The organism is Acinetobacter sp. RUH 2624, assembly GCF_000162375.2.
GTDB lineage: Bacteria > Pseudomonadota > Gammaproteobacteria > Pseudomonadales > Moraxellaceae > Acinetobacter > Acinetobacter nosocomialis.
Genome location: NZ_KI391939.1, coordinates 2,957,163 through 2,969,902, shown reverse-complemented (window position 1 = coordinate 2,969,902; position 12,740 = coordinate 2,957,163). Strand labels below are relative to the sequence as shown.

The window sequence follows — 12,740 nt, the reverse complement described above, 5'->3', positions numbered from 1 at the left end:
AAAAAACTTTAATATTATTTTGAAACTTGTGCCAACAAAGACAAGAAAACGATACGGCAGGCTGTTAAAACTTGTTCAAGAGATTGCTCAAAGCCACCCATGACCCATCGAATCGCAATTTGAGTCACATATCCGTTTAAGCCCGTTGCAATTAAAGAGAGTTCATTTTCCTTGTGCTGTATTTGCGGCATGGTCAGCATAACGAACGCTTGAATCATACGGTCAAACTGGGCAAGGGTTTCCTGAATGGTGGCCTGATTATGTAATTCCTGAACCAGAACTGCATCAACGTAGACGATACGAGCTAAACGAGGGTCATCTTTTAAGGTTGTCAGTAGCGCTCTTAACCCTGCATCGACCATTTTTTCCGGATCTGGTGCGGCCTTAATCACAGCTTGCATTAAGTTTTGCTGTAATTCTTCAATCATTTTTAAAAAGATAGTTTGGAATAAATCCTCACTCTTTTTAAATGATTCATAAAAATAACGTTCAGTGAGTTTTGCTTCTTGGCAGACATCTTTTACCGTCACTGAAAAAAAGCCAAGGGTTCCATAAGTCGCAATACCGGCTTCAATGAGTTTTTCGCGGCGTGCCTCTTTACGCTCAGAAAGAGATAATCCTTTGAACTGGCGTTCTTTACCCGCAGTTTTTGTTTTCTTTTTATTGGTTGAGTCGTTTGTCGCCATAAATAAATGGTTTCCTGATTTATCGGTTTTTCAGCAAGTATGAGGCTTATGATAAAGCCGTCAGCAGAATTGTGCCAATCTATCTGAAATTACAGTGTACTATATTGACAATGAATATTGTCAAAATTATATTAAAAGAGTCTAAAGTGCACATGCAATGAACCGGTTGTGCAAATCGAAAAACAAAGGATGGACAATGAAAAATTTTAAAAACAAAGTCGCTGCAATCACGGGTGCAGGTTCTGGCATTGGGCAACAATTAGCAATTCTCTTGGCGAAACAAGGCTGCCATCTTTCATTAAGTGATATTAATGAAAAGGGTTTAGAGAAAACTGTTGAGCTATTAAAACCGTACAGTAATATTACTGTAACAACTAAAAAGTTGGATGTTTCTGACCGTGAAGCGGTAAAACAGTGGGCACAGGAAACCGTTCAAGATCATGGCTCTGTTAATCTCATTTTTAACAATGCTGGTGTCGCTTTAGGTTCAACTGTAGAAGGCGCAAGCTACGAAGATTTAGAATGGATTGTTGGAATTAATTTTTGGGGCGTGGTTTACGGTACCAAAGAATTTTTACCGTTCATTAAGCAAACTCAAGATGGGCACATTATTAACATTTCGAGCTTATTTGGTTTAACAGCTCAGCCAACTCAGTCTGGCTATAATGCAACCAAATTTGCGGTGCGTGGATTTACCGAATCGTTACGCCAAGAGTTAGACATTGAAAAATGTGGCGTAAGTTCGCTATGTGTACATCCGGGAGGCATTCGCACTAATATTGCTAAAGCTGCAAAAATGAATGACAGTTTGAGTAGTTTGGGTATGGACCCAGCTAAATCTATTCAAAACTTTGATAAATTCCTACGTACCCCACCAGAAGAAGCAGCTCGTCAAATTCTAGATGCCGTTTTGAAAAATAAACGCCGTTTATTGATTGGTAGTGATGCAAAATTTCTTGATGCACTTCAGCGTTTGTTCCCAACTGGATATCAACGTGCTTCAACCGTTGTAACCAAATGGATGAAATAAGATTTAAATTAAAAAAGCCATCAATTGATGGCTTTTTTTATAAGGCTTAAGCTGTTTTAAATAAGAACTTTGATCTTCTTTTTCTTCCAGATAAACTGGTAATACAAGCCTTGAACGATACAAAGGCTCACAAATGCCAAGGCATAAGCAATCCAGATTCCTTTAAGCCCCCACATTGAGCTAAACCAGTAAGCGCATGGGATTTCAATTAACAAAATAGCCGAGATATTTAACAGCATTGGGACGGTAACTGTACCGCTGGCTCGCATGATTGATGCAAAAATAGCACCTGCACCAAAAAATAAAATTGCCCAAAGTACAATAAATAAGAGCTGCTGTCCTAATACCACCACAGTTGGGTCGGTAATGAATAAGGCCATCAAATATTTTGAAAATAGATAGCCAAGTGCAATTAACACACCTGTGAATAAAAAGTTCATGCCTAAAGCTGTGCGGGTGACACGTGCGAGTAAGTCTGATTTACCCGCACCAATTGCTTGAGCTGCAAAAATTGAAGCTGCAATTGAGATAGACAAAGCAGGGAACTGAATATAATTGAGTACTTGGTTGACGGCACCATAGGCAGCTGTGGCATGAGCGCCAAAGCGGTTAACTAAACCTACAATCACGAGTCCCGCCATAGAGGTAGTAATCATTTGAATACCAGTTGGCACACCCAGACGTAAAATGATCTTGCTCAGTTCTGGGTTGTGGCGGATATGCTGCAAAAGCTGGCGGTTCGGTCGAAGTGGGTGCTTTTTCTTATTTAGATAAATCGCAAGAAAAATTAAGATAGCTACATAACCCGTAATTGTTGCGATTGCTGGAGCAATAATCCCTAGAGCGGGTAAACCAAAATAACCTTTAAGTAAGATCGGTGTAATCACTAAACCAATCACACTGGTTAAAGCCAGCGCCAGTAAAGGGGTAGTACTATCACCTACACCTCGTAAAATTGAGGTATAGATAATATAAACAAATAAAAGTGGGCTACCTGCGAGCATCCATTGCACATAAGGTAAAGACAGATGCATTACCTTTGGATCAGTGCCTAAAAGCTCTAAAATATCATGGGCAAAAAATACACCAATAATCGCTGTAATGATTCCACCAATGATGGTCATAAAAAGAGTAGAACCCACCACACTTTGAACTTTTTCAATATTTTGAGCACCCCATGCTTGCCCTACTAAAACGGTGGTACCTGTCGAAATTCCGATAATAAAAGCGAGCAGCAAGAATAAAATAGGGAAAAAAACAGAGACTGCGGCAATTGCATCGACACCCATCATTTGTCCAACGAAGATGGTATTAATGGTGCCAGATAAATTTTGCAAGATATTGGTAGCAATGAGCGGCAATAAGAAAACAAAAAATGTTTTCCATAGATTTTGCTGATGTATTAAAGACTGTCTTGGTGGCATGTGTTCTCCATCGCCCATCTCTTTGATGAGCGGGGCGGACATTCAACTTAGCATATTTAGTTGAAATTTCTTGTAGTGTTTTACTATGCTAAGTTTCTAAATTTATTAACATTCATTCAAGATTTCTCCTGCTTTTTGCAATGTTTCATCATTTTTAGCAAAGCAGAAACGAATCAGGCGTAAAGACTCAGGTGCTTGTTGGTAAAACACTGAAACAGGAATAGCCACAATTTTATGTTGCTCGGCAAGAAACTGGCACATTTCAACATCGTTTAAGTCGGGTCTAATCTGACTGTAATCAAGGTTTTGGAAATAAGTCCCTTGAGATGGTTTAAATAAAAAACGACTATTGTGAATTGCCTGATTAAAACGATCTCGTTTAGTCTGATAAAACTGTGAAAGTTCCTGAATATGTTCTGGATGTTGCTGCATATATTGCGCAAGCGCAATCTGACAAGGGGTCGTACCACAGAAATTTGCATATTGATAAATTTGCCGGAATAGACGCATTAATTCAGGTGCAGCAACACAGTAACCGGTTTTCCAGCCTGTCACATGAAAGGTTTTTCCAAAAGAGCCAATCACAAAACTACGTTCTCTAAGCTCTGGAAAATGCAATGCGCTAAAGTGCTGTTGACCATCAAAAACTAAGTGCTCATAGACTTCGTCGGATAAAACCAAAATATTTTTATCTTGAATCAGTTCAATGAGTTCTAACCAGTCCTGTTTTTCCCAGATGGTACCAGTTGGATTGTGGGGTGTATTCACCACAATCATACGGGTTTTATCGTTAATCAAATCTTTAACTTGTTGCCAGTTCACTTTAAAGTCAGGTGCTTGTAGAGCAATACGAACAGCTTTACCGCCTGCTAACTCGACAGAAGGTCCATAGCTGTCATAACTCGGATCAAAAATAATGACTTCATCACCTGCATTGATGCAGGCTTGTATGGCACAGAAAATTGCTATGGTCGCGCCAGGGGTAATTGTGATTTCTGTGATAGGGTCAAGTTGAATTTGATCACGCTGCTGAAACTGTAAAGCGAGCTGTTCACGTAGCGTGAGAATGCCATCACCAGGTGGGTACTGATTATGTCCAGCCAAAGTTGCCTGAGCTAGAGCTTCGAGCAAAGCAGGCGGTGCAGGAAAGTCCGGGAAACCTTGTGAAAGGTTAAGTGCACCCAAGCGCTGTGCCATTGCCGTCATGGTACTAAAAATAGTTACCCCTTGTGCGGGCAATTTTGTCTGAAGCTGTAGCATGTTATTCTCTTAAGATAATTATTAACGTTATAAAATCGATTCAATCGCTGCGCGAATTACACCTAGAGTTAAACCGATAAATGCACCAACCACAACACCATTGACACGAATCATGTGTAAGTCGCCACCGACTTCGTTTTCAATTTTTCCAATCATTTCACGTGAGTCCCATTCATGAATGCGCTCACTCACATAGCGTATGATTTTATGGCTATATTGGTCCGTAAAGTTCATGGCAAGTCCTGTCATTTCTTTGTTGAGAACTTCACGAACTTTTACATTTTGGACAAGGTTTTCACCCAACTGCTGAATGGCAGCTCTGAGGTTCATTGCAATACCAGAGTCTTCTTTCATTAAATCTTCTTTAATAGCATCACACAAAATAGTGACAGCACCACTAATGAAATTTAGAACTTGAGGGCTATCTAGTAGCGCATCTTTACCGCTATTTAAACGTTGACTGGCAACACTATCAGGATTTGCTAGCTCCAGCATAAGCGAATGGGCAATAGTTTCAATTTCCTGTCGCCATGGGTGCTCGTGGTCGGCCAACATGGATTCTACTTTTTCAACCAGTGAATCGATGGTGCGCTGCTGAACATCAATACCAATCCAGCTTGCACCTTTTGCAAGAGACCAGACGCCCAGCGCTTTAAACATTTTTCTGGTTAATTCACGAGTTTTATCTGGGTTTTGTACCACCCACTCATGCGCGATATCGAGGCCACGTTGCAGTACATCTTGGTGGAAATCATTTTCCAATACTGCACGCAGCATTTCACTCGCAAGTTTATTGACTTGAGTGTTACGCACCCACTGCACACTGTTGTTTTGCACGAAATTGGCAATTTGTTCTTGGCTAACAAATTCAAAAACTTTAGGCACAGTTTGCTGAATGAGTTGTACCACTTGCGTATTGTTTTGTGGACTGGCAAGCCATTGGCCAATCGCAAGACTTAAATCGGTTTTTTCTAGGCTTCGTTCGACCACCTGAGGCGACAGGAAGTTTTCCTGCACAAAGCGGCCCATTGACTCTGCAATACGGGCCTTATTGCGCGGAATAATTTCGGTATGATCCCGCAAAAATTTAGGGATAGGAAGCTTACCAAATGGGTTTCGAAACAAAACGGTAATCGCATACCAGTCTGCTAGTCCACCCACTACGCCAGCTTCCGCACCTAACATCAAAATATGAATTAAGTTTGTATACTCAGGCAGAAAGCGATTGGCAATCAATAACCCAATCCACAGCACTACTACAATAACAAGCGCCATGGTAGCGAAATATTTGCTGCGCTTCAGATTGGGTGCATGGTGTACTTCTTCTGCCATATTCATACAGTCATCCTATTCATTTTTGTTTTACTGGCGGCTCAGGCGGTGGCAACAACTCTCCTGTCGGACTTAAGCCATATTTTTGTCCGATAGATTTGAGAATTAACGTTGCATCAAAAGCGTCTTGAGGGGCCTGCTTTTGATCCCGATAACATTCAATAGTATACGACACTTGAACAGGGTCGATATTGACCACTTGTGGGAAATCATAGAACGGATCATGCCAGAAACCCGGATAACGACGCCCATAACCATACGGATAAAAACTCGGTGCAGCTGGATAAACCACAGCCTGACGAGGTGGTTTTTGGCTTTGATTACTTGGGTCATTTTGTACTTTAAAAAAGCGGAAGCCTTTTTGTACGGTCGTTTGTGCTGATTTCACCAAGGTAATTTCTTCAGCTGTTCCATAGCTCATGTTTGAGTCAGCTTGAAAACTGATTCGAAACGTTTGAGCATTTAACGGATAGGCTGAAAACTGGCCAAGCTGATCGAAGGTTTTTGGTTTGCTTGGTATAGTTGAACAAGCACTTAGAGTTAAGGCAGTGCCTAAAGCTAAACAAAGAGAGAGATATTTCATGGTGAACTCCCAGCTGAGCATGGAAGAATGGATGACTCAGCATTAAAAAAGAGAAGTCTTAAAAACTACTGTTCGGTTCTAGTAAAAATTCGGTTTCCTCTGGTGTTGAAACACGTCCAAGGATGGCATTGCGATGAGGATAACGTCCAAAGCGATCAATAATCACTTTATGCTTTTTCTCAAAGCTTAAATTAATTTCATTGCCGAGGCGTTGAAATAATTTTAAAGCAAACTCATGGATCAATTTTGATTCACTATGCATAAATGGCATATACAAAAATGAGCGTTGGTCAGGATTAAGCTGTGCATCGAGTTGTAAGCTAATTGCTTCTTGTGACAGAGCTAAAGCGAGGCTGTCATACGCAAAAGATTCAGGTTGATCACGATAAATGTTGCGAGAAAATTGATCTAGCACAATAATCTCTGCAAGACGACCTTCTGGGGTTTTCCGCCAAGACCAAAGTTCTGCTCGAGTTGCGTGCTGATGAATATCTGCAAATTGATCACGGATTTTTTTGTCAAAATCATCACTTTTTGCAAACCAAAGTGAACGGTGTTCAGGTGAAAACCAGAAGTTTAAAATGTCTTGATCGTTCATGATATTGACAACTCTTTAGCAATTATTCTTCAATAAAATCACAATTCTTTCGTGTCTTAAATAACAAGATTGTGATAAAAATTGCCAAACCGAAATGATGTGATCATATCAATATCCATATCATGTCACGATTTTGTATATAGTGATCTTTTATAAGCGAGCAAATGCATGAGTCAACCCACTACACCATCTCAATCAGTTATTCCTGCTTGGGTGGATTCGTCGCTACTACAAGGCATGTTACGTGGAATAGAACGTGAAAGCCTACGTATGCAAAGTAATGGGTTCTTATCACAAGAGTTACATCCAAAGGCTTTAGGTTCAGCTTTAACACATCCGAAAATCACCACAGATTATTCTGAAGCGTTAATGGAGTTTATTACCTCACCACAGCCAACCATTGAGGATGCCCTACATGAGCTCACCGATATTCATGCAGTTGTGCATCGTCATTTAGAAAATGGCGAAAAGCTTTGGCCCTTGTCTATGCCATGTATGCTAGATGACAATGAAGAACGAATTCGATTAGCTCAATACGGTACTTCTAATATTGGTCGTTTTAAGACACTTTATCGCCGTGGTTTGGGTATTCGTTATGGTCGCCGTATGCAGACCATTTCGGGCGTCCACTATAATTTATCTTTCCCTGATTCACTTTTTTCTGCCTTGCAGGAACATGAAACTGACGAAAAATTAAAAGCACTCAGTCTGCAAGATTATCGTAGCCACCGTTATTTTGGGCTTATTCGTAACTTTATTCGTTTAACGCCACTGGTTATGTTCTTAGTCGGGGCGAGTCCATCGGTTTGTCGTTGTTTCTTGACCGGACATGAACATCATTTGTTGCCTTTAATCAAAGGGTCATACTATTTACCGTATGCTACAGCATTACGGATGGGACGTTTAGGCTACCAGAACTCGGCACAAAAAAGTTTAGGTATCCATTACAACAACTTATCTGGTTATCTGGCTGGTTTACAAAAAGCAGTACATTCTCCTTACCCGCCATTTAGCCGTTTAGGGTTAAATGATGCCTCTGGTGAACCGTTGCAAATTAATGATCATGTTTTACAGATCGAGAATGAATATTACAGTCTCGTGCGTCCAAAACAGGTCCCGCACGCGGGAGAAACACCTTCTCAAGCCTTGCAAAATCGAGGAGTGGGTTATGTTGAACTTCGTGCAGTAGATGTAAATCCATATTCGCCAATTGGTGTAAATGAAACAACGGCTGGTTTTCTTGAGGCACTGGCGCTTTATTGCTTGCTCAGTGATAGCCCTGAGTTGTTATGTCCCGAGCAAGATTTGATTGAGAAGAACCAGACAGAGGTGGTCAATCGTGGCCGAGCGCCAAATGCGACGATTACTGATTTAAACGGGTCTTACCATATTGAAGATTGGGCACGTCAGCACATTTCTAATATGCAGGATTGTGCCAAGTTACTCGATCAGACCTATGCGACAGATCTGTACAGCTCGGCTTTGGCCGTGATGCAAGAACGTATTGATGAAGTAGATGAAACACTATCTGCGCATGTGATTGATGACACGTTAAAGCATGGTGGAACCTGGAGCTTTGGCAGTCATATGGCACAGATGCATGCTGAAAGTTATGAAAAGCATGAAATCAGTGCAGAGACTTTGCAATATTTTGAACAATTGGCTGCACAATCTTTACAGCAGCAAGAACAACTTGAACAAGATAGTCAGATTAGTTTTGATCAATATCTTGAACAATATAGATAAAAATGAGGTTTTACATGCGATTAAGTTACCGTTTGGTGAGTGGACTGCTTGTACTGGCAAGCATTGTCGGCATGTCTTTTGCGTTATATTTGGAACATGTAAAAGGGTTAGAGCCATGTCCGCTCTGTATTTTTCAACGTGTTGGCTTAATGGCAATGGGGTTCGTGGCGCTCATTGCATTTTTGCATAACCCGGTTTCTAATGCGGTTAAACGCTTCTATGCATTTTTAGCAGGCATTGCAATTTTATGGTCAGTGGGCGTGGCAGGCCGTCATGTTTGGCTACAGCATTTACCACCAGACCAAGTACCAAGTTGTGGACCAGGTTTAAATTATTTAATCGATGCATTACCCATGAAAGCAGTTTTACAAGAAGTGCTTTCGGGTTCAGGTGAGTGTGCTGCAATTGACTGGACTTTTTTAGGTCAGTCTTTACCAGTATGGTCTTTGGTTTATTTCCTTTTACTTTTACTGGTTTGTTTATGGCAGTTATTCCGTTTTTATCCGGCATTTAAGACTGCTAAAAAGTGAATTTAATATGATTAAAAAAAGCCCAACTTAAGTTGGGCTTTTTTTAATCATATTCGAACAAGTGAAAATATAAGAAAAATTGATAGAAATAACGCATAATTTTGTAGACAGATAGTTCTGTTTTTTATAAAGTGCAGCCGTTTATATATCCTAATGATTATAAAAAAATGGTTTTTAATATATTTAGTGTCTTGGAAAAAATAGGGCTAAATGCTCAGAAACGTGCTATCCATGTACAATTTTCTAATGAACTACTCAATAACCAAATATTCTTACAACGTATAGAAGGTCAACATCAGTTGAATGGTGGCCTAATGGCGGAATTGATCTGCCTTTCAACCAATGCCCAAATTGCATTGAAGCAATTTATTGGTGTTCAGGTCGCTGTTGATCAGGTCACAGATTCGGGCCAATTGTTCCGAACCACAGGTATTGTGACTGAAGCCAGTTATGGACAAAGTGATGGTGCTTTAACGCTTTATAAGCTGACTATAGAAGATGCGACAAATTTATGGCACAAACGCCGTAATAGTCGTGTTTTTATGAATAAAAGTATCGTAGAAATTACCGAAGTTTTATTTAAAGAGTGGCAAGAAAAAAGTCCACTGTTTGCTGCGAGTTTAAGTCTTGACTTGAGCGGCTTAGGTCAAAACTATGATATTCGACCTTTTACTATGCAGCATAATGAGTCTGACTATGACTTTCTTACACGCTTATGGCGAAGTGAAGGTATTAGTTGGCTCATTGATGAAACAGAGCTTTTTGTTCCGCATTTTACTGCGCCAATACAAACTCAAAAACTAAGATTAATTGATGACAATAGCCAGTATCAGGCTTTAGAGCGTCGTAGTATTCGCTATCACAGAAGTAGCGCAACCGAATATCAAGATAGTATTACTTGCTTTGTTGCAGTACGGAGTTTGCAACCAACCGCGGTACATGTGCAGCGCTGGCAACCCGATGCCCTTGCACAAGAAGAGGGTAATGGTTCGGTTGTTACCACGCATACACATTCAGACAACTTCGACTCAGCCACTTTAAGTCTTGAGCAGGCTTGGCACATAAGCCCTGCTTGGATGCAAGATTTAAAAGGGGACGATCAGGCAACCGCTTCAGGCAGTAGTCAATTAGAAAAACTAAATCAACACTTCACCGATATGCATGCGAGTCGGGCTAAATACTTTAAAGCCTATAGTAGTGTCCGCGATAGCCAAGTCGGGTATTGGTTTAATCTACGCGAGCACCCTGAAATTGATCAGCATGAAGGGGCAGATCAAGAGTTCTTGATCATTGCTAAAAACTTCTATAATCAAAATAACTTACCTAAAGATTTACACCAGCAAGTTAGTCAGTTATTAACCCAAAGTCGTTGGGATCAACATGGTTATGATGACATCGAACGTCAAGGTAATGAGCTGACTCTCATACGCCGTCAAATCAAAACTGCGCCTGAATACAATCCAGAGCAGCATCGCCCAATTGCCTACCCACAACGAGCAAAAGTCGTGGGACCAGAGGGAGAAACCATTCATGTCGATGAATGGGGACGCATTAAAGTACGTTTTCTATTTACCCGTAGTGATGATCATGACCATGACGGTGGTGCTGGAAGCAATGACAATGATACCGACTCGGCTTGGGTAGATGTACTGACTCCTTGGGCAGGAGAAGGCTATGGCGCACGTTTCTTACCACGTATTGGAGAAGTGGTTGTCATTGACTTCTTTGATGGCAATATTGACCGTCCATTTGTGACTGGGCGCATCCATGAAGCGCAGCGCTCACCCACCAAGTTCGATGTAAAAGGTCAGCTTCCTGCGACTAAAAAATTGAGCGGGATTCGCAGTCAAGAAATCAATGGCAGTGGCTTTAACCAATTACGTTTTGATGACACAACCGGGCAAATCAGTACCCAACTCCAAAGTAGTCATGCAGCAACACAGCTGAATTTAGGTAATTTAAGTCATCCAAAAGAACAAGAGACGAGCCAAGGCCGTGGTGAAGGCTTTGAGCTCAGAACAGATGCTTGGGGAGCTGTGCGTGCGGGTAAAGGCATGCTCATTAGTACCTATGCACAAGAGCAAGCGATTGCAGATCATTTAGAGGCTGCACAAGCACAATCTTTACTTTCACAAGGCTATGAAAGCATGAAAATGCTCAGTGAAGTTGCAGCCAAGCAACAAACTGATGCTTTAAACGTGATTAATCGCTTACCCAAATTCATCCAGTCGCTTGAGCTAAAAACCACAGGTCAGGCATTAAATAGTACGGTAAATCTGTTTAAGGAAGGCATTAATAACGACCCTATTCATGCACTCAAAAGCTGTGGCGGCTTTATTGAGGATATTGGTGCTCTAGGCGGAAACGCAAAAGGCGTTGTAGATGAATTTAATGCTTTCTTTAGCGATGCCAAAGATGCGGTGGAAAACTTAAAAGCATTCATCGAAAACGTTGAAGAACATGGTGCCGACATCGTTAAAGGTAAGCTTGCAAGCATTAAAGATCGCATTCATAAAAATCCATTTGAGAGTATTAAAGAGGTCGGAAAAGTCTTAGCGAATGTCGAGACTAAGGACTTTGACCTAATGAGTGTATGCGGAACTTTTAGTAAAGGCAGTAAATTGGAAGTATCACCTTCTAAAGCATTGAGTTCTTTACAAGGCTTTATGGAGGGTTATACCCAAGGTTTAGAAAGTAGTTCCGATACTAAACAGCAAGAACAAGGCAAAATCTTTAGACAAGCCTTAATGCTATTAGCTTCACCAAATGGCATTGCCTTGACGACACCTGAAAATATTATTTTGCAAGCATCGCAAGATATTGCTGAAAGTGCCAGCGGTTCTATTAATTTGAGTGCGCAAAAAAATATTATTGGGCACGCACAAGACAAAATCAGTTTGTTCGCTGCTCAAAAAGGTTTGCGTGCTTATGCAGCAAAAGGAAAGCTCGAACTGCAAGCACAAGATGATGCTATTGAAGCAATTGCGAAGAAGGTCATTAAGCTCATTTCTACTGAAGATAAAATCGAGCTTACGAGTCCAAAAGAAATTGTATTAACGGCAGGTGGATCACAGCTTAAAATTAATGCCAATGGCGTTTTTTCAACAACAGGCGGTAAGTTTGAAAGTAAAGCTGGGCAGCATTTGTTTACGAGTGGGGCAACAGTAAATGCTGAGTTGCCGAAAATGCCTGAGAGTGGAATTTTTAGTCGAAGATTTGATTTTAGTGATATTTTCAATTTAGAAAATTTGAAAGAGGAAGTTAGATTTAAAGTTATCAATAAAACAAAGAATACAGAATATATTGGAATGTTAGATGAAATGGGTCGAACACCAAGGATATTTAGTGATTCATCAGATACTGTCGAAATTCAATTTATTAGCAATAATGACAATAAAAATATTATACCTACGAAGGAATTAAATGAAGATATTTATAATCATGATACTGGGGATTTTGTAGATGATGGAATTCAGAGCCAGCTTGCAGAAGCGCTAGATGATGAATATAAAGATGATCTAGAAGATGATTTTAATAAATTTGGAGTATAA

The 12,740-nt window shown here is 40.5% G+C and carries 10 protein-coding genes; 4 read left to right on the top strand and 6 right to left on the bottom strand.

What is annotated here, in order from left to right:
• Positions 1 to 14 precede the first annotated feature (14 nt).
• On the bottom strand, positions 15 to 686 hold the full coding sequence (locus tag HMPREF0014_RS20590) for a TetR/AcrR family transcriptional regulator (protein ID WP_002053829.1): 672 nt from the start codon (positions 684 to 686) through the stop codon (positions 15 to 17).
• Between the two features lie 196 nt (positions 687 to 882).
• Here HMPREF0014_RS20590 and HMPREF0014_RS20585 point away from each other — a divergent pair, with 196 nt between their 5' ends.
• A complete protein-coding gene (locus HMPREF0014_RS20585) occupies positions 883 to 1,716 on the top strand; it encodes an SDR family NAD(P)-dependent oxidoreductase (protein ID WP_002053911.1) in 834 nt (277 codons plus the stop codon).
• 56 nt (positions 1,717 to 1,772) lie between these two features.
• Here HMPREF0014_RS20585 and HMPREF0014_RS20580 read toward each other — a convergent pair whose 3' ends face one another.
• From HMPREF0014_RS20580 to HMPREF0014_RS20560, 5 genes are all read right to left on the bottom strand, one after another.
• Positions 1,773 to 3,140 (bottom strand): MATE family efflux transporter, encoded by a 1,368-nt coding sequence (locus HMPREF0014_RS20580; RefSeq protein ID WP_004711422.1) that lies wholly within the window; start codon positions 3,138 to 3,140, stop codon positions 1,773 to 1,775.
• 105 nt (positions 3,141 to 3,245) lie between these two features.
• Positions 3,246 to 4,400 (bottom strand): pyridoxal phosphate-dependent aminotransferase, encoded by a 1,155-nt coding sequence (locus HMPREF0014_RS20575; RefSeq protein ID WP_006581423.1) that lies wholly within the window; start codon positions 4,398 to 4,400, stop codon positions 3,246 to 3,248.
• A 27-nt stretch (positions 4,401 to 4,427) separates the two neighbouring features.
• A complete protein-coding gene (locus HMPREF0014_RS20570; protein WP_004884953.1) occupies positions 4,428 to 5,738 on the bottom strand; it encodes a DUF445 domain-containing protein in 1,311 nt (436 codons plus the stop codon).
• 13 nt (positions 5,739 to 5,751) lie between these two features.
• Positions 5,752 to 6,315, bottom strand: coding sequence for a hypothetical protein (locus HMPREF0014_RS20565; protein ID WP_004884951.1), 564 nt, complete (start codon positions 6,313 to 6,315; stop codon positions 5,752 to 5,754).
• Positions 6,316 to 6,373: 58 nt separating this feature from the next.
• Positions 6,374 to 6,913, bottom strand: a complete 540-nt coding sequence (locus HMPREF0014_RS20560) for a DUF924 family protein (protein WP_002053742.1) — start codon at positions 6,911 to 6,913, stop codon at positions 6,374 to 6,376.
• A gap of 168 nt (positions 6,914 to 7,081) precedes the next feature.
• Between HMPREF0014_RS20560 and gshA the strand changes: the two genes are divergently transcribed.
• The 3 genes from gshA to HMPREF0014_RS20545 all read left to right on the top strand — a co-directional run bounded on the left by gshA (position 7,082) and on the right by HMPREF0014_RS20545 (position 12,740).
• Positions 7,082 to 8,659, top strand: a complete 1,578-nt coding sequence (gshA, locus tag HMPREF0014_RS20555) for a glutamate--cysteine ligase (protein WP_006581421.1) — start codon at positions 7,082 to 7,084, stop codon at positions 8,657 to 8,659.
• 14 nt (positions 8,660 to 8,673) lie between these two features.
• Positions 8,674 to 9,189 carry a disulfide bond formation protein B gene (locus tag HMPREF0014_RS20550; RefSeq protein ID WP_006581420.1) on the top strand — a complete coding sequence of 172 codons (516 nt, stop codon included), beginning with the start codon at positions 8,674 to 8,676 and terminating at the stop codon, positions 9,187 to 9,189.
• A 167-nt stretch (positions 9,190 to 9,356) separates the two neighbouring features.
• Entirely contained in the window at positions 9,357 to 12,740 is a 3,384-nt protein-coding gene (locus tag HMPREF0014_RS20545) for a type VI secretion system Vgr family protein (RefSeq protein ID WP_006580802.1), read from the top strand.